The organism is Streptomyces sp. T028 (genome assembly GCF_048159505.1).
Classification (GTDB): domain Bacteria; phylum Actinomycetota; class Actinomycetes; order Streptomycetales; family Streptomycetaceae; genus Streptomyces.
The window spans coordinates 87,097-109,387 of the sequence record NZ_JBLRVZ010000007.1 but is presented as its reverse complement, the minus strand read 5'-3'; the positions used below and the strand labels follow the sequence as shown (position 1 = coordinate 109,387).

Below are 22,291 nucleotides of genomic sequence, written 5' to 3'. Positions count from 1 at the left end.
GGGGCCCGTCAGCGCACGTCGGCGGAGGCGGTGATCGTGGTCCTGAGGGCGCCGGTGCTGCTGGAGGTGACCTTCTTGTCGGCGACGGTGAGCTTCGCCACCCTCCTGAGCGGGACGGTCAGGGACCTCGTCTCGTACTCCTCGGCCTTGAGAGCGCCACTGGCCTTGAACAGGCGAAGAGACACCGCAACCTTCCACGTGGTGGCCTCGCGGTTGGAGTCGACGTGTTCCTGGCTCTGGCACGGTGATGCCGGTGTCAGCCGCCTGGGCCGCCGGCGCGCTGAGCGCCGAGAGCCCCAGCGTCCCCGCGAGCGTGGCCCCCGCGAGGATCCGTCTGCCTGATCTCATTCACACCTTCCATGGGGGTGCGGATACGAAGATCGCCGGACTGTCCGGCCACGTGATCACGCTCGGGTGATTTCGCAGCCTTGCCGCACGTCAGGCGGCAGGGGAAGGCAGACTGGCCTCCCCGATCCGGGAGACGCGCAGCAGAAGGGCCCCGTCATGGGAAAGGTACGGCTGGAGACCAGCCGCGAGCACATCGCCGAGCTGGCCCGGCTACGGGACCCCGTCGGCGCCGTCGAGGAGCTGGTCTGGAACGCGCTCGACGCCGACGCCGGCCGTGTCGTCGTCGAATTGGAGCGCAACGACCTGGGAGGGGTCGAGCGAGTCCGTATCGAGGACGACGGCAGCGGTATGTCCGCCGAACAGTGCGAGGAGTACTTCCGTCCCATCGGAGCCTCCTGGAAGAAGTGCGCCCAGGGAACGCCCCTCAAGAAGCGTGCGCTGCACGGCAAGAACGGACGCGGTCGGGTGCGCGCCTTCGCACTCGGCGTTCAGGTGCGCTGGACCAGTGTCAGCGAGGGGATCACCGGGCGGCAGCGACTGGTGATCGAATCCGACCGCCACTCCATGGACGAGTTCGACATCGGCGATCCGGAGTCCACCACGGCTCCGGCAGGCACCCTCTTCGAGGCGTTCGGCAGTGTGCAACTGGACGTACTGGCGGAGGAGCGCACCAGATCATCGCTGACCGCGGCCTTCGCCACGTACTTGGAGAAGTATCCCGACGTCTGCATCGAGTACGACGGCCGCGCACTGGACCCGTCCTCAGAGCAGCTGCACGTTCGCAACTACGCGCTGCCCGTGGAGGGAGAGCGGGACAGCGGGCCGGCCCAGCTCAAGGTCATCGAGTGGCGAAAACCTGTCACCCGTGCGCTTTTCCTCTGTGACGGAGAGGGAATGTCACGGGTCCAGTTGAAGCCCGGCATTCAGGCCCCAGGATTCGAGTTCACGGCGCATCTCCAGTGGCCTGGTTTCGACGAACTCGACGCGGATGAACTCACCTTCGCCGAGTGGGCGCCCAGCGGCGTCCCGGCCGAAGTCGTCGCGGTGGCACGTGAACATCTGAGGAGTCACTTCCGGTCACGAGTGGACGAGCGTCGGCGGGAACAGGTCGGCGAGTGGCAAAGGGAGGGCATCTACCCGTACGCCGGAGAGCCCTCCGACGAGCGGGAGCGGGCCGAGCGAGAGACGTTCGATGCCGTCGCCACGACCGTCGTCCGCCACCTGCCCAGGTACACACACGCCCGCAAGACCACCTTCGCGCTCCTGAGGTCCGTCCTGGCACACGAACCGGGAGACGTCCTGCGGATCGCCGAGGAACTGTTCACGCTCTCGAAGCAGGAGCAGGAGGAACTGGCCCGCCTGCTCGACCGCACTCCGCTGTCCGCCCTGGTCAAGGCTTCCGCGACGGCCACTGGCCGGTTGGACTTCCTGGCAGCCCTCGAACATCTGGTCTTCGACGGCGGCGCCAAGCAGCGCGTCAAGGAGCACGGCGAACTGCACCGCATCCTGGAGAAGGAGTGCTGGGTCTTCGGCGAGGAGTACGGTCTGCACGCCAGCGACCGCAGCCTGGACGAGGTTCTGCGGCAGCACTGCCGACTCCTCGGCCGCGAGGATCTCGTACCGGCCCAAACGGTGCTGATGGAGGACGGCCGCCGTGGCCGCGTAGACCTCACGCTCTCCCAGGCGGCACGGCGCGGAAAGGGCGAGCGGCACCACCTCGTTGTCGAGCTGAAGAGGCCGAGCACGGTCCTGACCATGACCGAGTTCGGCCAGGTCAACAGCTACGCCCAGGCTGTCGTGACGGCCGACAGATTCCGGGATACGGCCGTGACCTGGGATTTCTGGCTGGTCGGCAACAGCATGGACGAAGGGCTGCGCCAGCTCGCCCACCAACACGACCGTATGCCCGGATGCGCCCTCTCCCAGCCACGGTTCCGGATCTGGGTCAAGACCTGGGGTGAGATCATCGAGGACTGCCAGGAGCGGCTGCGCTTCTACGGCGAACAGCTGGAGTACCAGTCCTCGGCCCAGCACGCCATGGACTACCTGGTGCGCGAGCATGCCGACGCGGTGGGTGAGCTCGTCGCCGATGGGACGATTCCCGCCCCGCGAAGCACAGGCGCTGCCGTCGCACCGTGAGGTCCGAGGCTCCGACCTCGCGTGAGGTGCCGGTGACCGGGGAGTCAGTTCCCCGAGGCGTACGTCACGAAGTCCGCCCAGACCTGCGGCGCCAGCGCGAGGCGGGGGCTGGTGTCGCGGTACTTGGAGTCGCGGACGTGGACCGTGCGGGGCGCTAGCGCGATCTCGACGCAAGACTCGCCATCGTTGCCGCCGCTGTAGCTGCTCTTGAACCAGGCCAATTCTGAGGCGTGCCCGGCCGAGGCCTTGCGGATCATGTCTCTCCCAGGAGTTTATCGATGAAGGCCAGCGACTCCCCTGGAGGGAGAGCCTGCGCGCGGATCGTGCCATACCGCAGCTCAAGGATGCGCAGTTGCCTCAGGTCGGAGATAGGGCGGCCATTGAACGCACCGTCGGAGCGGGCAACTGCCGTACCGTCCGCGAACTTCAGCAGCTCGATCCTGCCGTCGAGGCCGGAATGGACCTCGCGGTGCGTCGGCATCACCTGAAGCATGACATTCCGCAACTGGCCTACCTCCAACAGGCGTTCGAGCTGCTGTCGCCACACCATTGTGCCTCCGAGAGGGCGCCGCAACGGCGCCTCTTCCAGCACGAAGCCGAGAGAGGGACCAGGGTCACGTTCAAAGATGGACTGCCGGGCCACACGAGCAGCCACCATCCGCTCCACATCATCCTTCGAGTACGGAGGCTGTGCCGCCTCAATTGCGGCCCTGGCATGTCCCGGCGTCTGCAACAGCCCAGCAATGATGTTGGACTCGTACACCCCGATCTCGACCGCCTTGGCCTCCATGTCCGCCAGATCCCGCACCTTCTTCGGATACCGGACCTTCTCCACGTCCACCTTCATGGCCGAGAGCAGCCCACCCGCCCCCAACACCTTGTCGGCCTTGTCCAGGTACTCGGGCCGGGGGATGCGCTTTCCACTCTCGATCTTGTACACCATGTCCTCGCCGTACCCGAGGGCCTTGCCGAACTCGCCGGCCCGCATCCCCGCCGCCTCCCGCCGCAGCTTCAACTGCCGCCCCACCGTGCCGACGACAGCGAGCCCCCACTCGTCGTCCGGATCCACCTCCCACCCGGGCTCACTCGTCTCGTCCCTGAGCTGCCCGGCCTCCCCGTCAACCGTCATCTGCGCGCACCCTTCCCGACAGGCCCGGACTCCCCCGGACAACCGACGGACAGTCACCGTACGTATCGGAGCCGTCACTGTTCACGGTAAGCGCATCCCGCCACGCTGAGTGACGTGAATCAGGAAATCACCGAGCCGCGAACCCAACGGGACGGCAGCACACCCCACTTCAGCGTCCTGTTGTCCCCCACGCCCCGCGGAGCCCGCCTCGCCCGTCTGCTCGCGACGGAGCACCTCCGTCCCTTGGGCCTCTTCCCCCTGGACCGCGTGGAGCACATCGTGGCCGAGTTGGCGGCCAACGCCATCTCCCACGGCCGCGTTCCCGGCCGGGACTTCCGACTCAAGCTCTACGTCGTGGGCGACACCCTCCGTATCGAGGTCACCGACACCCGAGGGGATCGCCTACCCAGCGCCCAACGCACCGCCCCCGACAACGAATCGGGCCGTGGCCTGGTCCTCGTGGACGCCCTCGCCGACCGTTGGGGAGTGGCCGAGGGTCCCGCCCCACTCAAGACCGTCTGGGCGGAGGTGAGGACCGGCCCCACCGGATCGCGCTCCGTCCCGCCCCGGTGACGGACGTCCCGGCCCGGCGCGTGATCAAAGCTTTTCCATGACCTGGGATGAGTACCAACCAACCAACCCACCCCACCTCCCCTCGACCCCGGGGATCTCCGTCACCCGGAAGAGTGGCGATCCTCAACTCTCCTGGATTTCGGCCCGGTTCGCTGGCATATGCTCGCCGCGACCACAACAGCAGACATGCGACGGCCCCCGCCGGGACGGCAATCCCAGTGCGAGGGCCTGACCACCGAGGAAGTAAAGGGCTTCCCTGTGGATACCCAGAACCTTAGCGCGCCCGCCTGCGCCCAGCCGCCGAATCCGCGCGGTGTCACCCACGTCAACATCAAGCACACGACCCGCTTCACGATCGTCGGCAACCACCTCACCCAGCACCGCCGGCTCTCCCTCACCGCGATCGGCCTGGCCTGCCATATCCAGTCGCTGCCCTCCGGCGCCCGCGTCGACATCAAGACCCTCACCGACCGCTTTTCCGAGGGCGAGACCCGTATCGCCGCCGCCCTGCGCGAACTGGAGACCCACGGCTACCTGACCCGCGCCCGCGTACGCCTCCCCAGCGGCCGGATCGTCACTCACACGGTCTCGTACAACCAGCCTCTGACCAGCGAGACGGCCCGCCCCGAGCCGATCCCCGACCGCTCGCCCCAACCACCTGCCGCTCCCCCGCAGCCCCCTCAGGACACACCCCCGCCACAACCTGCCGAACCCGAACCCCAACCCCAACCCGAAACGGAGAGTGCCCCCGACACCGAAGCCAAGCCCGGCCCCGACCCCACACGTGGCACCACCACCGCCAAACCCCCACTCCCCGAGCCCGAAACCCCCGACCTGGACCGCCACCGCATCGCCACCACCCTCCTCGCCGCACTCCACCACCACGACCACCGCCTCCTCCTCTCCGAACGCGACGTCCGCCGCCTCGCCCCCGCCGTAGCCGCCTGGCTCGAACGCGGCGCACATACCGAGGCCGTACGCCACGCCCTGACGTCGAACCTCCCGTAGAACCCCCGCCATCCGGCGTCCCTGATCGCCTACCGCCTCACCGAGCACCTGCCGCCCCCGGCACCTCCCGCACCCCGGTCCGGCGACAGCCGCACGCCCCCACCACCGTCGCCCCCTCGCCCCTTCTACAACTGCGAGGGCTGCGAGCGCGCGATCCGAACACCCACCCCCGGCTCCTACTGCCGTGAATGCCGCGACGCGAGCCTGGACACCAGCACGGCAGCCTGATGCCCTCCGCGAGGCCTCCGCCCTACCCCGCGTTCCGCAGCCGCGTGAACGCCGCGTCCAGCCCCCGCTTCACCGCCCCCGCCACCGGCCGCTCCACCAGCCGGTGCACCAGCCAGCTCAACAGCAGGAACCCGGCCAGCACCGACGCCACCAGCAGCCGTGGGTCCATGGCGTCCCGCAGGCGGTTGATCACGGCCGTGCCCGCCGCGTAGTGCGTCAGGTAGAGCGGATAGGTGAGGCTCCCTGCCGTCACCAGCCACCGCCACCGGATCCGGTCCGTGAAGCCGAGTGCCACGGCGACCATGACCAGCAGGAACACGGTGAAGATGACCACCGCGCCCCGCCAGCTCCCCACATGCTCGACCTCGTCGATCCGCTGGCCCAGCTCCTTCTGGCCCATCAGCCAGGCCATCGCGAGGATGCCCCACAGGAGCAGGTCCTGGCCGAAGCGGTGCATGAGGTACAGGGCGAGGCCGGCGATGAAGTACCAGGAGGCCTCCGGGTCGGCGACCAGCTCCAGCAGGGGCAGTTTCGCGACCGGGGCGAGCATGGCCGCCGCGCCCCACACGCAGCAGAACAGCACCACCCGGCGATAGGTCAGGCCCATCCACACCACGACCAGGAACAGCAGGTAGAAGCGCAGTTCCGACCACAGGGTCCAGTAGACGCCGTCCACGTTCTGCACGCCCGAACCCGACTGAAGCATCGTCAGGTTCAGCAGGACGTCCCGCAGCCGCAGCCGCTCCCACACCCCCGGCAGCGCCACCAGCACACCCGTAGTGAACAGCGCCGCGAACCAGTAGGCGGGGTAGAGCCGGATGACCCGCGACACGAAGAACTGGCGCGGCGTCCGTCCCCAGCACGACATGCAGATCACGAAGCCGCTGATCACGAAGAAGATCTCGACGCCGATCCAGCCGTAGGCGGCGAAGCGGAAGACCGTCGGCATGATGTCCGACGTCGGGCGGTCCCAGATCAGGTTGCCCGGCTGGTTCACGCGGCGGGTGCCGGCGTAGTGGTGGACCGCGACCATGAGCGCGGCGAGGAGCCGGATGCCGTCGAGGGCGTAGAGGCGGGGGCGCCGCGCGCGGCTGGGGGGTGGCTGCACCACGAGGGGCGTGGGGAGCGGCTGTGCGGTGCGTATGAGAGGGAGGCCAGGCATCGTCCGTCAGGCTAGGCCCGGCACAGGTATCTCATGGGCAACACAGGGCAACGTTCGCCCATGGTTCACCCACCGCACATCCGTACGACTCCCCGCACCGAAAAGCAGGCGCCCCACGCGAAAGGGCCCGTACGACCGGAGTCGTACGGGCCCCTTCAGGAGCTCAGCTCAGGCTGTGCCACCAGTCAGGCGCAAGATCACTTCGTGATCTTGGTGACCTGGCCGGCGCCGACCGTCCGGCCACCCTCACGGATGGCGAACTTCAGGCCCTCTTCCATGGCGACGGGCTGGATGAGCTCCACCTTCATCTCGGTGTTGTCACCCGGCATGACCATCTCGGTGCCCTCGGGGAGGGTCACGACGCCGGTCACGTCCGTCGTACGGAAGTAGAACTGCGGACGGTAGTTGTTGAAGAACGGGGTGTGGCGGCCACCCTCGTCCTTCGACAGGATGTAGGCCTGGGCCTGGAACTCGGTGTGCGGGGTGACCGAGCCCGGCTTGATGATGACCTGGCCGCGCTCGACGTCCTCGCGCTTGATGCCACGGAGCAGCAGACCGACGTTCTCACCGGCCTGGCCCTCGTCGAGCAGCTTGCGGAACATCTCGATACCGGTGACCGTGGTGGTGGTCTTCTCGGTCTTGATGCCGATGATGTCGACGGTCTCGTTGACCTTCAGGACACCACGCTCGATACGGCCGGTGACGACCGTACCACGACCGGTGATCGTGAAGACGTCCTCGATCGGCATGAGGAACGGCTTGTCGACGTCACGCTCGGGCTGCGGGATCGACTCGTCGACAGCCTTCATCAGGTTGAGGACGGACTCGGTCCACTCGGCCTCGCCCTCCAGCGCCTTCAGCGCGGAGACGCGGACGACCGGCAGGTCGTCGCCCGGGAACTCGTACTCGGAGAGGAGCTCACGGACCTCGAGCTCGACGAGCTCCAGGATCTCCTCGTCGTCCACCATGTCGGCCTTGTTCAGGGCGACCACGATGTACGGCACGCCGACCTGGCGGGCCAGGAGCACGTGCTCCTTGGTCTGCGGCATCGGGCCGTCGGTGGCGGCGACCACGAGGATCGCGCCGTCCATCTGCGCGGCACCGGTGATCATGTTCTTGATGTAGTCCGCGTGACCCGGGCAGTCGACGTGCGCGTAGTGACGGGTCTCCGTCTGGTACTCGACGTGCGCGATGGAGATGGTGATACCGCGCTGACGCTCCTCGGGCGCCTTGTCGATGTTGTCGAACGCGGTCGCCTCGTTCAGGTCCGGGTACGCGTCGTGCAGCACCTTGGTAATGGCGGCCGTGAGGGTCGTCTTACCGTGGTCGATGTGACCGATGGTGCCGATGTTGACGTGCGGCTTAGTCCGCTCGAACTTCGCCTTCGCCACTGGGGTCCTCCTGTGGAGTGTGCTGTACGCCTTGGATCGTCGGCGCCAGGTGATCTTTGCTGTTAAGTCCCGGGCCCCGGGTCATTCCGCCACGAATGCGGAGGTACGACCCGTGAGGCTCCGAGGTCAAGCCTAAAGCGTGTGCACGCGGTGCGTTAAACGCGGTGCGTTACTCGCCCTTGGCCTTCGCGATGATCTCCTCGGCGACGTTCCGCGGAACCTCGGCGTAGGAGTCGAACTGCATCGAGTAGCTTGCGCGACCCGACGTCTTGCTGCGGAGGTCGCCGACGTAGCCGAACATCTCCGACAGGGGCACGAGGCCCTTCACGACGCGGGCACCCGCACGCTCCTCCATGGCCTGGATCTGACCACGGCGGGAGTTGATGTCGCCGATGACCTCACCCATGTAGTCCTCGGGCGTGGTGACCTCGACGGCCATCATCGGCTCGAGCAGCACGGGGCTGGCCTTGCGCGCGGCCTCCTTGAAGGCCTGCGAACCGGCGATCTTGAAGGCGAGCTCGGAGGAGTCGACCTCGTGGTAGGCGCCGTCGATGAGCGTCACGCGGACACCGGTCATCTCGTAACCGGCGAGGATGCCGAACTGCATGGCCTCCTGCGCACCGGCGTCGACCGAGGGGATGTACTCCTTCGGCACACGGCCACCGGTGACCTTGTTGACGAACTCGTACGACGTGTCGCCGCCCTCGATCGGCTCGATGCCGATGATGACGCGGGCGAACTGGCCGGTACCACCCGTCTGCTTCTTGTGGGTGTACTCGACCTTCTCGACGGCCTTGCGGATCGTCTCGCGGTACGCGACCTGCGGCTTGCCGACGTTGGCCTCGACCTTGAACTCACGGCGCATACGGTCGACCAGCACCTCGAGGTGCAGTTCGCCCATGCCGCCGATGATGGTCTGGCCGGTCTCCTCGTCGGAGTGGACCTGGAAGGACGGGTCCTCCTCGGCGAGACGCTGGATCGCGATGCCCAGCTTCTCCTGGTCGCCCTTCGACTTGGGCTCGATGGCGACCTGGATGACCGGCGCCGGGAAGTCCATGGACTCCAGGATGACCGGGTTCTTGTCGTCGCAGAGCGTCTCACCGGTGGTGGTCTGCTTCAGGCCCATGACGGCGACGATGTCGCCGGCGCCCACCGACTCGATCTCCTCACGCTTGTTGGCGTGCATACGGTAGATCTTGCCGATGCGCTCCTTGCGGCCCTTGACCGAGTTGAGCACGGCGGAGCCGGACTCGAGGCGGCCGGAGTAGACACGCACGAAGGTGAGCTTGCCGAGGTGCGGGTCGCTCATGATCTTGAACGCCAGCGCCGACAGCGGCTCGTCGTCGGACGGACGGCGCTTGACGACCGTCTCCGGGTCCTTGACGTCGTGGCCCTCGATGGCCTCGATGTCGACCGGCGACGGCAGGTAGCGCACGACCGCGTCGAGCAGGGGCTGAACACCCTTGTTCTTGAAGGCGGTGCCGCAGAACACGGGGGTGACGGTGGTGCCGCCGCCCTTGCCGGAGGCGATGGTGATCCGACGGATCGCCGCGTAGAGCTGCTCCTCGGTGGGCTCGGTGCCCTCGAGGTACAGCTCCATGAGCTCCTCGTCGTTCTCCGCGACGGCCTCGAGCAGCTTGCCGCGCCACTCCTCGGCCGCCTCGGTGTGGGTGTCCGGGATGTCGACGACGTCGTACATCTCGCCCTTGGTCGCCTCGGCGGACCACACGAGCGCCTTCATGCGGACCAGGTCCACGACGCCCTTGAAGTCGGCCTCGGCACCGATCGGCAGCTGCATGACGATCGGCTGCGCGCCCAGGCGGTCGATGATCATGTCGACGCAGCGGTGGAACTCGGCACCGGTGCGGTCGAGCTTGTTGACGAAGCAGATGCGCGGAACGCCGTAGCGGTCCGCCTGACGCCACACGGTCTCGGACTGGGGCTCGACGCCGGCGACGCCGTCGAACACCGTCACGGCACCGTCGAGCACGCGCAGGGAACGCTCCACCTCGACGGTGAAGTCGACGTGGCCCGGCGTGTCGATGATGTTGATGGTGTGGTCGACGTCTTCCAGCGGCCAGTGGCAGGTGGTGGCAGCAGAGGTGATCGTGATGCCACGCTCCTGCTCCTGCTCCATCCAGTCCATCGTGGCAGCGCCGTCGTGGACCTCACCGATCTTGTACGAAACGCCGGTGTAGAACAGGATCCGCTCGGTGGTGGTCGTCTTGCCCGCGTCGATGTGGGCCATGATGCCGATGTTGCGCACCTTGGCCAGGTCAAGCGAAGTGGTAGCCATAAGGCTTCAGTCTTCTCTCGGTCTCGATGTGGACTGCGACTACCAGCGGTAGTGCGCGAAGGCCTTGTTGGACTCGGCCATCTTGTGCGTGTCCTCGCGCTTCTTCACAGCGGCGCCGAGGCCGTTGGACGCGTCGAGAAGCTCGTTGAGCAGGCGCTCGGTCATGGTCTTCTCGCGACGGGCGCGGGAGTAACCGACGAGCCAGCGCAGCGCGAGCGTGCTGGCGCGGCCGGGCTTGACCTCGACCGGGACCTGGTAGGTCGCGCCACCGACACGGCGGGACTTGACCTCGATGGTCGGCTTGATGTTCTCGAGAGCGCGCTTGAGCGTGATGACCGGGTCGTTGCCGGTCTTCTCGCGCAGGCCCTCCATGGCGCCGTAGACGATGCGCTCGGCAGTCGAGCGCTTGCCGTTCAGCAGCACCTTGTTGATCAGGGAGGTCACCAGAGGGGAGCCGTAAACCGGGTCGATGATGACCGGGCGCTTCGGGGCGGGGCCCTTACGAGGCATTCTTACTTCTCCTTCTTGGCGCCGTAGCGGCTGCGGGCCTGCTTGCGGTTCTTGACACCCTGGGTGTCGAGGGAACCGCGGATGATCTTGTAGCGAACACCCGGCAGGTCCTTCACACGGCCGCCGCGCACGAGCACGATGGAGTGCTCCTGCAGGTTGTGTCCCTCACCCGGAATGTAAGCGGTGACCTCGATCCCGCTGGTCAGACGCACACGCGCGACCTTACGCAGGGCCGAGTTCGGCTTCTTCGGGGTGGTCGTGAACACACGCGTGCAGACGCCACGACGCTGAGGGGAACCCTCGAGTGCGGGCGTCTTGTTCTTCTCGACCTTGTCCTGCCGGCCCTTGCGGACCAGCTGCTGGATCGTAGGCACTACTTCTCCGGTTTCTGTGTGCCGATGGGTACAGCTAACCTGGAACTTCTCCGACCCACGCGGTCGGGTGTGTCGAATCCTGCGGACTTCCGCCGCGAGGCAGCGGAAAGCTCGGATTACGGCGGCCGCTCGCGGCCCCGGTGCGGTGTGATGGCACGCACGAGGGCCAGGGCACACCCCAGGCACAAGGTCTGAGCGTACCCAGCGCAATCACTCCGGTCAAAACAGAAGCCGTGCGCCCGACACACGACGGTTACGTTCTCGAACCCGACCGCTGGTGTGGTACGGGAGTTTCCGCGCCCTTCGTGTCCTGGGTCGCCGCCTCCCGGGCTGCCGTGTCGTGGGTCGCCGTGTCGTGGCCGACGAAATACGTCGGGCGGTTCTGGACGGCCGTATAGATGCGGCCCACGTACTCGCCGAGCAGCCCGACGCAGATCAGCTGGACCGCGCCGATGAACAGCACCCCGGTGAACAGGGAGGTCCAGCCGGGGACCGTGTGGTCGAGGAAGTGGGCGCTCAGGGTGTACGCCATCAGCCCGAGGCACACCAGGAAGGCGAAGCCGCCGAGCCAGGTGGCGATGCGCAGCGGGGCCGCCGAGAACCCGGTGACGCTGTCGACGGCGAGCCGGATCATCCGCCCCAGCGGGTACTTGCTCTGCCCGGCCGGGCGCGGGGCGCGCTCGTACGTCACCTGTCCACTGGGGAAGCCGAGCCAGGGCACCAGGAGCCGGTAGACGCGCTGCTGGTCGGGCAGTGCCTTGAGGGCGTCCACGGCGGCCCGGCTGAGCAGCCGGAAGTCACCGGCCTGGGAGGGCACGGCCGGCCCGGCGAGCCGTCGCACCAGCCGGTAGTAGAGCCCCGCCGTCCAGCGCTTGAAGCCGGTGTCGCTGGCGCGGTCGGCGCGGATGCCGTAGACGATGTCGAGCCCTTCGCCCCGCGCGAGGGCGAGCATCTCGGGGATCTTCTCGGGCGGGTCCTGGAGGTCGGCGTCGATGCTGACGACGTAGGCGCCGACGGCGCGGTCCAGGCCGGCGGTGAGGGCGGCCTGGTGGCCGGAGTTGCGGCGCAGGCCGATGATCCGCAGTTCGGGCCAGCCGAGGCGGAAGGCGGCGAGGAGTTCGGCGGTGCGGTCGGTGGACCCGTCGTCGACGGCGACGACCTCGTACGGCGTGCCGAGACCGGCGAGGACCGGGCGCACTCTGCTGACCAGCGCCGGGAGGACCTCTTCCTCGTTGTACATGGGTATGACGACCGACAGAACGGTCGCGCCCGTCACGGCATTCGGCATCTCCGCCACGCGCCCTCCCCTAACCTGTGGCGCACATGTGCGACTCTGGTGCGATCTTATGACCACGTTTCACGATCGTCCGGACAACGGCTCCGACCCGGCCCGTACGGTGATCGCCAGGGCCTGTCCTAGGGGGACCCCAGTCATGAGCACGGCGCGCAGCGACGCGGCGACCGAGTCGGCCATACCGGAAGAGGGACGGGAGCGGCCCGCACGGGGCCGCCGGCTGTCGCTGCCGGACGGTCTACGACCGTACCTCTTGCCGCTGCTCCTGTACGGCGTGACGAAGCTGGTCGGGCTGACCGTCTTCGCGTGGCTGCTGGAGTGGGCCGACGACTACCGGAAGAAGGACCCGCGCTTCGGCGGCGGCGCCCACTGGTGGGACGTGCTGGCCACCTGGGACGGCTGGTGGTACCTCCAGGTCGCCGAGAAGGGGTATGATCCGCGGCCGCTGGAGCCGCTGGCGCCGGGCGGGCTGTTCACCGTGCAGCAGAACTCGGTGGCGTTCTTCCCCCTCTACCCCGGCCTGATCAGGGGGGTCTCCGAGGGCACGGGCCTCGGTCTGTACGGTTCCGCGATCCTGGTGTCCGTCGTGGCGTCCTTCGTGGCCGCGGCCGGGATCTACGCGGTCGTCGCGGCGCTCGCTGGGGTGCGGGCGGGCACGATCGCGGCCGGACTGTGGGCCGTGGTGCCGGGCGCGGGCGTGGAGTGGGCGGTCTACTCGGAGTCGGTGTTCGTCGCGATCGCCGCATGGTGCTGCTACTGCGTGATGAGGAAGCGGTGGGTGGCGGCCGGGCTGCTGGCCTTCCTCGCCGGGCTGAACCGGCCGACGTCCGCCGCGCTCATAGGGGCCGTGGGCCTCGCCGCGATCGTGACGCTCGCCCGGCGGGAGAGCAGGCGTGAGCAGGGGATCGCCGGTCCGGTGTACGCGATGGTCGCCGCGCCGCTCGGGCTGCTCACCTATGTCGCCTGGGTCGGGCTGAGCATGGGCGATCTGACCGCCTACTTCACGCTCCAGCGCGAGGGGTGGGCGCACTACTTCGACTTCGGCAAGTACACGCTGGACGTGCTCGGCAACACGGCGGTCGGCCACAACAACTACCTGTTCGCGTTCTCGGTGCCCGATCTGCTGTGTGTCCAGATCGTGCTGGCGCTGCCGTTCCTCATCGCGCTGATGCTGCGGAAGAAGCCGCCGCTGGTGCTGGTGGCGTACGCGCTGGCGTCGATCGTGACCGTGCTGGGGACGCAGCAGATGTTCGGCAACACGGGCAGGTATCTGCTGCCCGTGTTCCCGCTGCTGCTGGCCCCGGCCGCGGCGCTGAGCCGGCTGAAGTGGCCGAGCCTGGCGGTGTTCTTCACGACGGCGTCGATCGCGTCCGGCTGGTACGCGCACTACGTCATCTTCGAGCTGGGCATCCCGTAGGACGCGCCCCGGGGGCGGTCGCCGTCAGGGGGTTGCCGTAAGGGGGTCGCCGTCAGGGGGACGAGACCGCCGCCAGCATGAGGATCATCAGGAAGAACGCCCAGCCCGCCACCGACAGCCAGCCCAGGATGAGGCCGGCCAGGGCGAACCCCTCGCCGCCCTCGCCGGTGCGGCGCATCTCGGCGCGGGCCTTGTGGCCGAGGATCACCGCGGGGATGCCGGTGAGCCCCGCGGTCATGGTGGTGAGGACACCGCAGACCATGGAACCGACCGCCTTGCCGTTGGTGGGCGGCGGCGGGGCGGGCAGGAACGTCCGCGGGACGGGCGGGCCGAAGGCGGTCGGCGCGGCGAGGGCCGACGGGACGGCCATCGGCCCCTGCGGGAGGTCGGAGATGACGAGTTGCAGCTCGCCGACGGTGCGGGCCTGGTAGGCGCGCTGCACCCGCTTCTCGAACTCGTCCTGCTGCAGACGGCCTTCACCGAAGCCCGCCCTGAGCACGTCCACCGCACGCTCGCGGTCGGCGTGCGACGCGAGCATCGAAGCGCCGTTCGGCACCTGTCCCTGCGGCTGCCATGGCGACGGATACGACACGGGCACCTCCCCCCGGACGGCTGAATTGCCTCCATCATCCCTCAACGCGCCCGGGCCGCCCACGGTTCCCCCGGTCAGCGCGGGTCACGGTTCGGGTGACGGTCCGGGTCGCGGTTCGGGTCGCGGTTCGGGTCGCGGTCCGGGTCGCGGTCCGGGTCGCGGTCCGGGTCGCGGTTCGGGTCGCGGTTCGGGTCGCGGTCCGGGTCGCGGTCCGGCCCGCGCGCCGCGCGCTCGGCCGCGAAGACGTCCTCCAGGCGGAAGAGCTGGGCCCGCCCCGCCTTGCCGGCCGGTCTGAGCCGGCCGAGCTGGACCCACTTGCGGATGGTGGCGGGGGCGACACCGACCTCCTGGGCGGCGAGGGGGCCGGGGATGAGGGTCGGCTTCTCCGGGATGTTCCCCTTGCCGCTCATGCCCGCCTCCACTCCCCCTCGTCCCAGGTGTGCCGGTAGGCCGGGTCGTCGTGGCAGCCGCAGTCGGGGTCGGCGCAGCGGCAGGCCGGGTTGACGCACAGGACGGCGTGGCGGTCGGGGAAGGCGCGCAGGGAGACCGAGTCGCACCAGGGGCAGCGGCCGGAGATCCGTACGACCGTCTCGGCGTCCCCCAGCGCACGGGCGCAGCGCCGGGCCATCCGGCGGGTCTCGTCGCGGACGTGCGCGGCGAGTACGGGGTCGGCGGCGACTCCGTCGAGCAGCGCGGCGATCCGGCGCAGCCGGTCGGGCACGGGGGCGCGGCGCGCGCGGGGCAGCCCGAGCCGGTCCCGTACGGCCTCCTCCAGCTCGACCACGCCGTCCGTGATGTCCCGGATGGTGTCGGAGATGTGCAGCCGCAGCGGGGCGGCACTGTGTCCGGGGGCGACGAGCCCGTGCCGCTGCTGAAGCTGCAGCGCGTCCTCACGCTCCTCGCGCAACCGCTCGGCGAGAGCGGCGGGGGGCGGAGCGGAGGGACGGGCGGCGGGCGTGGCCCGCCCCGGCACCAACTCCGCGGCCAACTCCGGGAACTGCTGGAGCAGGGTGGCGATCCAGAGGGCGGCCTGGGCGACGGGGCGGGATTCGAGGGGGGTGGGGCGGACGCCGGCCGGGGGTGCCGGGGCGGGGCGGGCACCTGCCGGCGGTGCCGGGGTGGGGCGGTGGTGGGCCGGGGGCGGCTCCGGGGAGCGGCGGTTGCCCCGAGGCGGCTCCGGGGAGCGGCTGTGGGTCGCGGCCGGCTCCGGGGAGCGGCTGTGGGTCGCGGCCGGCTCCGCGGCGCGGGCGCGGGTTGAGGCCGGCTCCGCGGCGCGGGCGCGGGTTGAGGCCGGTGTCGTGGGGCGGCCGCCGGTCGCAGCCTGTGCGAGGCGGGGTGCTGGTGTCGTGGGGCCGGTGTGGGGCGGGGTGGTGGGGCTGGTGAGCGGAGCGGTGGGGCGGTGGTCAGGCACGGGCGCCTCCCCGGCTCGGGAGGTGGGCCACGACCGCGGCGAGGGCCGACGGCAGGAGGTGGGCCGGTACGGAGACCGGGCGGCCGGAGCGCCAGAGCCGACCGCCGCAGACGCCGTCGAACCAGTTCTCCGCCGGCGCCACCGTCTCCTCGCAGGCACGCCGTACGGGGCAGACCGCGCAGGCCCGCAGTGCGGGGGCGGCGTCCTTGGGTTTCTTGGAGAAGACGACCCGGGGCGGGAGTCCGGCACAGGCGGCCTCGGCCTGCCAGCCGACGGGATCCGGTGGTGGACAGGAACTGGTTGCGGGCACGGACATGGGACCCCCCTGTCGGTTCGTGAACGAGCCGTACGAAGTGAACGCTCTTCAGAGTACAGGTTGCGTGCGCGCTCGCAACGAGATTCCCGATTCGCTCGCCCTGCCACTCCTGCACCACCAGAGCGGGCACCCCCCTCTCTCGGGCCCCGCAAATCTCCACGAAAAGCTCGAGCTTTCCTCATTGCTTGCACGAGAGCACGTAATTCCGTGCGCGCAAGCAAGCTAAACTCTTGCCCACCCCCGGAGAAAGCGAGAAGAGATGACCACCCAGGATCTGGACGCGTTCGCCGCATGGGTCGAAGACCTCATGCGCGAGCGCGGCTACGACATCGACAGCCCACGCGGCGGCGGAAAGTCACGGATCGCGGACGAGGCGGGCGTCCACCGCGCCGCCGTCACCCGCCTGTTGCAGCGGCAGAGCATGCCGGACCTCGAAACCACGCGCCGACTCGCCCGCGTGCTCGGCGTGCCGGTCCGCGACATGCTCATCCGCTCGGGCCGCCTGACGGCGGAGGAACTGGCCGACCCGCACGACCATCCGGCCACCCCCACCCCCGGCACCGAGATCGGCCGCCGACCCACCCTCGAGGAGGTCGCCGAGCTCCTCGGCGTCCCCGCCGACCGGCGGGAGATGTTCGTCAGGGTGGTGGAACAGTTCCTGCCGAACGGGTCGGAGATCTCCGTAGAACAGGACCGCAAGGAAGGCGGGCGGGTACTGGTGGAGGCCGCGACGGCGGCGTCCCCCGGCACCGACTGACGACACGGGCACCCGTGGGCCGACGGGTGCACCTCGTGGGCGACACCGCGCCGATCCCCTCCACACCACCGCCCCCACCTCGCACTTTCGCTCCTCCGCCGCCGCCCGGCGCAACCCTCTCGCCATTTTAGTTGCGTGCGCGCACGTTCGTCTGTCACAGTTGGTGCAGCGGCGGAGCTGTGCCCGCACCTCGCAGCCGGGGTCGCACCCTCGCCGTACGCCGGGCCGAGGCGCCGTGCCGCCTCCCCCGCCGCCCCCCGCCACCCCGCGCGGCGCCCGCCCGGCGGCCTTCTCCTTCTTCCTGCTCATCCCGCTTCCTGATCTTCCCGCTTCCGGCGAGGTGACCCGGCATGACCACACCCACTCCACCGAGCGCCTTCCCCGACGTCGAGGCCCTGGTCGTCGACATCCTGGAGGCCGACTCGGCGCTCTCCACGGCGCTCGTGACCGTCGAGCCGCCAGAGAACTTCGACGGCACGACCGCCGCCGTGCTCGTCAACCGGCGCGGCGGCGCCTGGGTCGGCGAACTCCACGTCGACCAGCCGCTGATCGAGCTGGAGGTGTACGGCCCGACCAAGCAGGCCGCGCACGTCCTGGCCAACTCCGCCCGCCGCGCCCTGATGGCCGCGGCCGGCAACACCTACGGCACCAACCTCATCACCGAGGTGGAGGAGCAGGACGGCCCGCGCTGGCTGCCCGACTACCTCTACCGCGCGGCCAACCGCTACGTGATCGTGCTCAAGGTGTTCCTGGACGTCTACTGACACGTCCTCACGCGGCCCGGATTCGGGTCGCCCACAGACCGAAGGCCCCGCCCCCTCGCATCGCGAACCGGCGGGGCCTTCGCCGTACCCGGACCACGCACCACCGCCGGGCGACGGCAACCGGCAACACCACCACACCCCCTTTTTTTTAAGGAGACTCATCCATGGCAGGCACCAACTCCTCCGAGATCCGCATCGCCGGAGTCGGCCGGCTCTACGTCGCCACCGCCGACACCGACGTTCCGACGACCTTCTCCACCGACCCGTCCACCGACTGGGCCACCGGCTGGAAGAACCTCGGCTTCACCAACGGCGAGGGCGTCACCTTCAGCAAGAAGGACAAGCTGGAGCCGGTCGACGTGTGGCAGGCCGTCAGCCCGGTGCACTTCGTGTACTCGGACCGCGACCTGACCCTGAAGTTCTCGCTGCTGCAGTTCAACGAGGACACGCTGCCGTTCTTCATGGGCGGCGGCCAGGTCGACGCGGTGACCGGCTCGACGGGCGTCTACAAGTACGACATCGCCGACCGCCCGTACGCCGATGTGCGCGCCCTCGGCCTGGAGTTCACCGACGTCCGTGCCAGCGACGGCTCCACCGTGACCTACCGCTTCGGCATCCCGCGCGGCCAGGTCACGGCGGCGGACGACATCAAGCTGGCCCGCAAGTCTCCGGCCCAGCTCGGCATCACCTTCACGGCGATGGCGTCGGCCGACGGTTCGGCGCTGGCCAGCTTCGTGATGAAGGACGCCGCGTACGCCGCGTCCTGACCCGCCGGGGTGGGGTGAGCACCCCACTGCCCACCCCACCCCGGGCTCCATCCCTCTCTTCACCACCCAGGCTTCACGGACCCAAGGAGTACGCATCACCATGGCCCGTTTCGACGTCAACGCCGCCCGCGCCCAGCGCCTCGAAGCCCTCGGCCGTACCTGGTCGTTCGAGCTCGACGGCGAGAGCTTCACCCTGCCCACGGAGCTGACCCGCGCCACCGCGAAGGCGCTGCGGGGGCTCGACGACAACGACGTGGACGGGCTGCTCGGGCTGCTCATGGGCGAGCAGCAGTTCGCCCGCTTCGAGCGGCACGAGGTGACCATGCAGGACATCGCCGCCATCCTGGAGGCCTACGGCAAGGAGACCGGGCTCGGCCTGGGGGAAGGCTGAGCCTCGTCGGGTTCGTCGACGAACACGCCGAGGCCCTCGAAGCGGACCTGCTCCGCTACTACGGCATCGATCTGCTCGACTGGCACCGCGACCGCCTCTCGGCGCGGCGGCTCGCGGTACTGGTCAAACACCTGCCGCGCGACAGTGCGCTCAACCGCGACCTGCACGGCGAGGCCGCCGACTGGTCGGTGACGGACCATCTGCTGGCCGCCGCGGTGGACCATCTGGCGGCGGCGAACTGGATGTTCGCGTGCGTCAACTCGGAGGAGGGCGACCAGCCGGAGCCTCCGGTCCCGGTGCCGCGTCCGGGTGACACGGCGGACGTGGACGACGAGACGGAGGACGGGGCGGACGAGGACGACGCGCGGTCTGCTCGGCTCGGTCCTGAGGAGCCGGGCGGCGGCTCGGCGCCCTCCGCGGTCCAGCTGGCCCGGTTCTTCGGCTGACCCGATGGGTGCCGCCTCACCGGGACCCCGGTGCCCCCGGCTGGTCGTCCCGGCGGCGGCTGTTCGCCCGGCCCTCCAACTCGTCGGCAAGGGCACGGGCCTTGTCCGAGAGCCGGGGCCGCTCCTCGGCCCGGGTCCCGGGCGGGTCCGCGGGCTCCTCCGACGGCTGTTCCGCCGTATCGGCCCTGCGTTCCTTGTCCCGCCCGGCCCCGGTGTCGGCACCCGGCCGGATCAGCGGGGGCACGCTGGGCCGGCCGTTGCGCCGGACCACCTGCCGGCGGTCCGAGGGCGCCGGGCGCTTCTCGCGCACCTCACGGGCGGAGAGCGCGTTGTCGTCGGCGGAGTTGCCCGGCGACGGCTGATCGGACTCGTCCCCGGCGCGGTCGTGTTCGGCGGGCGCGGATTCGACGACGTTGGTCCCGCCGGACGCCGGTGCGGGCGGGGGCGCGGGTACGGGCAGATGCCCGCCGTCCGCCACCGACCGCTCGCGCTCCCCCCGCTCCTCCACCCGAGTCACCTCGGAGGGCGTCCGCAGCAGCTCGACGTACGGCAGCGCGATGACCTCGCCGCCGGACTCGCCGTCCGGACGCCGGGCGCGGCGCGGGCGGCGGCCGGCGCGGGCGTCCTCCTGGCCCTGGAGGTAGGCGGCGGTGATCCGCTCCTCGTAGGCGCGTCGTATCGCGGGGAGCTGTTCGGCGACCATGTCCGCCCAGCCGGCGCTGTAGGCGGCCATTTCGCGGCGGTCGAGTTCGCCGCGTGGCAGGACCACGAGGCCCTCCGGGTCGTAGCCGAGTCGGAGGACGAGCTCGGAGACACGGGCGATGAGGTGTGGCAGATCGGGAGAGTGTTCCAGCCAGTCGATCATGTGATCGTTCCGCGCGTTGCTCGCGTCCCCGTCCACCCCGTTCGCCTTGCTCTAGTCCCCTGCCCCTTCGCGCCCCCGCGCGAGGACGGCTGCCCGTCGCCGTCCACCGTCGTCTACCGGCCCTTCAATTCGCTTTCAACGAACGGCAGTTCGTAGTAGTTCCTGCCCAACGGGAGAACGGCCGGATCCTACTCCACGAAATCCTGCACAACTTTCGACGCACCCGGTATCGCCGCAGGTCCGGACCACGGAACCACGGAGAGTTGTCGCCAAACACGGTACGACACCGCAGAGTAACTCGTACACTAGTTCGAACGGACGCTTCGAGCACCCCCAGGAGCGTCAGCTGCACCACAGCCCAGCGAACAGACCGGAAAGCAGGCCGACATGGCGACTGGCACGAGCGACTCCCCGAAGCAGCCGATCGACTCCTACACCCGCCTCTCCCACCTCCTGCGCACCACGGCCCCCGACCGCGAGGCGGTGCTCGACCGGGTGTACGAAGAACTGCTCGCCCGGGAGTCACGCGCCTACGCGGCGGGGTGGTCGGACGCACTGACGGAGGCGCGGCGGACCCGACGACACCGTCGGCCATGACCCCTCTCGGGCCACTCCTCGGGTGCTGAAGCGGCCGGCACTCCCCGGCGTCGCCGTAACCCCCTAGCCTCTTCTCCAAGGGTGTCGGCTTCCGGCGCCGCCTCCGGCGTCCCACAACGCGCCCGTTCGGTAGGGGGATGAGGCAGAGTGAGCGGCACGGACAGACAGACGAATCGGCGCATCCCGATCCTGATGGCGGCGGGTCTGCTCGTCGCGGCGGTGGGGCTGGGAATCCTCGGCGTCGTCCGCGACAACAACAGCCGCCTCGAAGCAGTGGAAGACGCCGGCAGGGCGTTTCTGAAGGCCTTGGCCGCAGGCGAGGGCAAGGACGTCTGCGGTCGTATGACCCGGATCGCCCAGTCCCAACTCGCCGCGGAACAGCACAAGGGCAGCTGCCCGCAGGCCGTCGCGGCACTCGTCGGCCCGCTGGACGACACGGAGCGAAACGAACTGGCGTCCTCCTGCAAGTCCAGGTTCTTCGAGAGGGAAGGAAGCTTTGGGCACGTCGGTGTCCGTGACAACCCCTTGGGCATCACCGAGCTGCTGCTTTCCGAGAGCGACGGAAATTGGCTGGTCGCTGAAATGAAATAGCTCGCACCGCACTGACACCCAACCAGCCTCGAAGGGGCCGCCAGATGACTGGCGGCCCCTTTGTCGTGCTGGCGGAAATTCCCGCCCACACACCCTTCGGACCATCGATTCCGAGCAAAGGAGAAGTGGATGACCACCCCCGTCCCGGGTACCGACTTGAGCCCCCTGAATGACCGGATATCGGAACTCATCAACGACGCGAAGGCGAAACTGGAGGAGCTCGGCAGTAGCTTCGGCAGCGCGTGGGGAGCAACCGGAAGCATCCTCGACACGCCGGCTGTCGCCATGGGTGCCGACCCCAACGCTTCTTCCATCGCCGCGACGAGCCAGTCCCTCTATTGGAGCCAGCAGGCCGGAAAGCTCGACGTCAGTGCCGTGACGGCCTCCGCCGACGTCCTCAAGTTGGATGAATCCGGCGTCTCTTTCATGGGCGCAAAGCTCTACGAGTTCCCCTGGGTGTCCGCCATCGAGAAGAAGTTCGGCACGGCCTCGGCCAGCGCCAAGGACCTGGAAAACCTGAAGGCGGAGATCTCGAAGATCGATGAGGGGCTCACCCGCGCGGGCGAGAAGACCGAGGAGATCAGTCGTTCAGTGGGCCGAGTGGGCAACGAGGTCTCCGATCTTCACCAGGCGCAAGAGGCCTACAAGCGGAAGAAGGTCGGCGACGCCTCCCGATGGGCGACGAGGCAGTGGGTCGATCACCGACTGAAGACGGCGAAGTCCATTTCGGACCGTATCAAGAACGATCCCGCGGTCGCCCGGGCCGGCCAGGACGTCCAGCAGTTGGCACAGCGGGTGAAGGACCTGGAAGAAGCCATCGGCAAATGATCGGCCGGCTACCGAAGAGGAGGAGAAATGGCTTTGAATTCCGCCGCCGGAAGAGCTGTTCGAACGACCTGTGTGACCAGCCCGAAGGAGGCGTGAG

25 protein-coding genes and 1 pseudogene are annotated in these 22,291 nt (G+C 69.2%); 12 read left to right on the top strand and 14 right to left on the bottom strand.

All coding sequences use genetic code 11. The features are described from left to right. Positions 1–8: 8 nt before the first annotated feature. A complete protein-coding gene (locus tag ACLZN2_RS07880; RefSeq protein ID WP_416977660.1) occupies positions 9–185 on the bottom strand; it encodes a hypothetical protein in 177 nt (58 codons plus the stop codon). Positions 186–504: 319 nt separating this feature from the next. On the opposite strand from ACLZN2_RS07880, the gene ACLZN2_RS07875 reads away from it, so the two are divergent. Further along, positions 505–2,487 (top strand): ATP-binding protein, encoded by a 1,983-nt coding sequence (locus ACLZN2_RS07875; RefSeq protein WP_416977659.1) that lies wholly within the window; start codon positions 505–507, stop codon positions 2,485–2,487. Positions 2,488–2,531: 44 nt separating this feature from the next. Here the strand turns inward: ACLZN2_RS07875 and ACLZN2_RS07870 are convergent, their stop codons facing one another. Together ACLZN2_RS07870 and ACLZN2_RS07865 are read right to left on the bottom strand one after the other, a co-directional pair. Continuing rightward, the gene (locus tag ACLZN2_RS07870) at positions 2,532–2,744 is read right to left on the bottom strand and encodes a DUF397 domain-containing protein (RefSeq protein ID WP_416977658.1); all 213 of its coding nucleotides are present in this window, start codon (positions 2,742–2,744) and stop codon (positions 2,532–2,534) included. Beyond that, a complete protein-coding gene (locus tag ACLZN2_RS07865) occupies positions 2,741–3,616 on the bottom strand; it encodes a helix-turn-helix domain-containing protein (protein ID WP_416977657.1) in 876 nt (291 codons plus the stop codon). The genes ACLZN2_RS07870 and ACLZN2_RS07865 overlap by 4 nt, the downstream gene beginning before the upstream one ends. Positions 3,617–3,730: 114 nt before the next feature. On the opposite strand from ACLZN2_RS07865, the gene ACLZN2_RS07860 reads away from it, so the two are divergent. Continuing rightward, a complete protein-coding gene (locus tag ACLZN2_RS07860) occupies positions 3,731–4,189 on the top strand; it encodes an ATP-binding protein (RefSeq protein WP_416977656.1) in 459 nt (152 codons plus the stop codon). A gap of 258 nt (positions 4,190–4,447) precedes the next feature. Continuing rightward, complete coding sequence (locus ACLZN2_RS07855) at positions 4,448–5,197, top strand: helix-turn-helix domain-containing protein (RefSeq protein WP_416977655.1); 750 nt, start codon at positions 4,448–4,450, stop codon at positions 5,195–5,197. Between the two features lie 250 nt (positions 5,198–5,447). Here ACLZN2_RS07855 and ACLZN2_RS07850 read toward each other — a convergent pair whose 3' ends face one another. From ACLZN2_RS07850 to ACLZN2_RS07825, 6 genes are all read right to left on the bottom strand, one after another. Further along, entirely contained in the window at positions 5,448–6,587 is a 1,140-nt protein-coding gene (locus tag ACLZN2_RS07850) for an acyltransferase family protein (protein WP_416977654.1), read from the bottom strand. Between the two features lie 197 nt (positions 6,588–6,784). Further along, a complete protein-coding gene (gene tuf, locus ACLZN2_RS07845) occupies positions 6,785–7,978 on the bottom strand; it encodes an elongation factor Tu (RefSeq protein ID WP_416977653.1) in 1,194 nt (397 codons plus the stop codon). Positions 7,979–8,147: 169 nt separating this feature from the next. Then, positions 8,148–10,274 (bottom strand): elongation factor G, encoded by a 2,127-nt coding sequence (gene fusA, locus ACLZN2_RS07840; protein WP_416977652.1) that lies wholly within the window; start codon positions 10,272–10,274, stop codon positions 8,148–8,150. 39 nt (positions 10,275–10,313) lie between these two features. Beyond that, the gene (gene rpsG / locus ACLZN2_RS07835) at positions 10,314–10,784 is read right to left on the bottom strand and encodes a 30S ribosomal protein S7 (protein WP_030788318.1); all 471 of its coding nucleotides are present in this window, start codon (positions 10,782–10,784) and stop codon (positions 10,314–10,316) included. A 2-nt stretch (positions 10,785–10,786) separates the two neighbouring features. Next, a complete protein-coding gene (gene rpsL / locus ACLZN2_RS07830) occupies positions 10,787–11,158 on the bottom strand; it encodes a 30S ribosomal protein S12 (RefSeq protein WP_003948652.1) in 372 nt (123 codons plus the stop codon). Positions 11,159–11,411: 253 nt separating this feature from the next. Then, positions 11,412–12,446: a glycosyltransferase family 2 protein gene (locus tag ACLZN2_RS07825; protein WP_416977698.1), complete on the bottom strand. Its 1,035-nt coding sequence runs from the start codon at positions 12,444–12,446 to the stop codon at positions 11,412–11,414. Between the two features lie 145 nt (positions 12,447–12,591). On the opposite strand from ACLZN2_RS07825, the gene ACLZN2_RS07820 reads away from it, so the two are divergent. Then, a complete protein-coding gene (locus tag ACLZN2_RS07820) occupies positions 12,592–13,869 on the top strand; it encodes a hypothetical protein (RefSeq protein WP_416977651.1) in 1,278 nt (425 codons plus the stop codon). Positions 13,870–13,921: 52 nt separating this feature from the next. On the opposite strand, the gene ACLZN2_RS07815 is transcribed toward ACLZN2_RS07820, so the two are convergent. The 4 genes and pseudogenes from ACLZN2_RS07815 to ACLZN2_RS07800 all read right to left on the bottom strand — a co-directional run bounded on the left by ACLZN2_RS07815 (position 13,922) and on the right by ACLZN2_RS07800 (position 16,188). Then, positions 13,922–14,407, bottom strand: a complete 486-nt coding sequence (locus ACLZN2_RS07815; protein WP_416977697.1) for a DUF1707 and DUF4190 domain-containing protein — start codon at positions 14,405–14,407, stop codon at positions 13,922–13,924. 272 nt (positions 14,408–14,679) lie between these two features. Further along, a pseudogene (locus ACLZN2_RS07810) lies at positions 14,680–14,871 on the bottom strand (hypothetical protein); the annotation flags it as partial. Continuing rightward, on the bottom strand, positions 14,868–15,872 hold the full coding sequence (locus tag ACLZN2_RS07805) for a hypothetical protein (protein ID WP_416977650.1): 1,005 nt from the start codon (positions 15,870–15,872) through the stop codon (positions 14,868–14,870). The pseudogene ACLZN2_RS07810 and the gene ACLZN2_RS07805, both read right to left, overlap by 4 nt. Continuing rightward, positions 15,865–16,188, bottom strand: coding sequence for a WhiB family transcriptional regulator (locus tag ACLZN2_RS07800; protein WP_416977649.1), 324 nt, complete (start codon positions 16,186–16,188; stop codon positions 15,865–15,867). Before ACLZN2_RS07800 ends, ACLZN2_RS07805 begins: the two co-directional genes overlap by 8 nt. Positions 16,189–16,447: 259 nt before the next feature. Here ACLZN2_RS07800 and ACLZN2_RS07795 point away from each other — a divergent pair, with 259 nt between their 5' ends. The 5 genes from ACLZN2_RS07795 (at position 16,448) to ACLZN2_RS07775 (ending at position 19,313) form a co-directional block, all read left to right on the top strand. Continuing rightward, entirely contained in the window at positions 16,448–16,945 is a 498-nt protein-coding gene (locus ACLZN2_RS07795) for a helix-turn-helix domain-containing protein (RefSeq protein ID WP_416977648.1), read from the top strand. Between the two features lie 350 nt (positions 16,946–17,295). Continuing rightward, positions 17,296–17,709 carry a hypothetical protein gene (locus tag ACLZN2_RS07790; RefSeq protein ID WP_416977647.1) on the top strand — a complete coding sequence of 138 codons (414 nt, stop codon included), beginning with the start codon at positions 17,296–17,298 and terminating at the stop codon, positions 17,707–17,709. Positions 17,710–17,873: 164 nt separating this feature from the next. Continuing rightward, positions 17,874–18,476, top strand: a complete 603-nt coding sequence (locus tag ACLZN2_RS07785; protein ID WP_416977646.1) for a phage tail protein — start codon at positions 17,874–17,876, stop codon at positions 18,474–18,476. Between the two features lie 100 nt (positions 18,477–18,576). Further along, the gene (locus tag ACLZN2_RS07780) at positions 18,577–18,867 is read left to right on the top strand and encodes a hypothetical protein (RefSeq protein ID WP_416977645.1); all 291 of its coding nucleotides are present in this window, start codon (positions 18,577–18,579) and stop codon (positions 18,865–18,867) included. A 188-nt stretch (positions 18,868–19,055) separates the two neighbouring features. Next, the gene (locus ACLZN2_RS07775; RefSeq protein ID WP_416977644.1) at positions 19,056–19,313 is read left to right on the top strand and encodes a hypothetical protein; all 258 of its coding nucleotides are present in this window, start codon (positions 19,056–19,058) and stop codon (positions 19,311–19,313) included. A 16-nt stretch (positions 19,314–19,329) separates the two neighbouring features. Here ACLZN2_RS07775 and ACLZN2_RS07770 read toward each other — a convergent pair whose 3' ends face one another. Then, on the bottom strand, positions 19,330–20,178 hold the full coding sequence (locus tag ACLZN2_RS07770) for a hypothetical protein (protein ID WP_416977643.1): 849 nt from the start codon (positions 20,176–20,178) through the stop codon (positions 19,330–19,332). A 387-nt stretch (positions 20,179–20,565) separates the two neighbouring features. On the opposite strand from ACLZN2_RS07770, the gene ACLZN2_RS07765 reads away from it, so the two are divergent. The 3 genes from ACLZN2_RS07765 to ACLZN2_RS07755 all read left to right on the top strand — a co-directional run bounded on the left by ACLZN2_RS07765 (position 20,566) and on the right by ACLZN2_RS07755 (position 22,194). Further along, complete coding sequence (locus ACLZN2_RS07765; protein ID WP_416977642.1) at positions 20,566–20,775, top strand: hypothetical protein; 210 nt, start codon at positions 20,566–20,568, stop codon at positions 20,773–20,775. 147 nt (positions 20,776–20,922) lie between these two features. Continuing rightward, on the top strand, positions 20,923–21,366 hold the full coding sequence (locus tag ACLZN2_RS07760; protein ID WP_416977641.1) for a hypothetical protein: 444 nt from the start codon (positions 20,923–20,925) through the stop codon (positions 21,364–21,366). A 129-nt stretch (positions 21,367–21,495) separates the two neighbouring features. Further along, the gene (locus ACLZN2_RS07755; RefSeq protein WP_416977640.1) at positions 21,496–22,194 is read left to right on the top strand and encodes a hypothetical protein; all 699 of its coding nucleotides are present in this window, start codon (positions 21,496–21,498) and stop codon (positions 22,192–22,194) included. Positions 22,195–22,291: the final 97 nt, after the last annotated feature.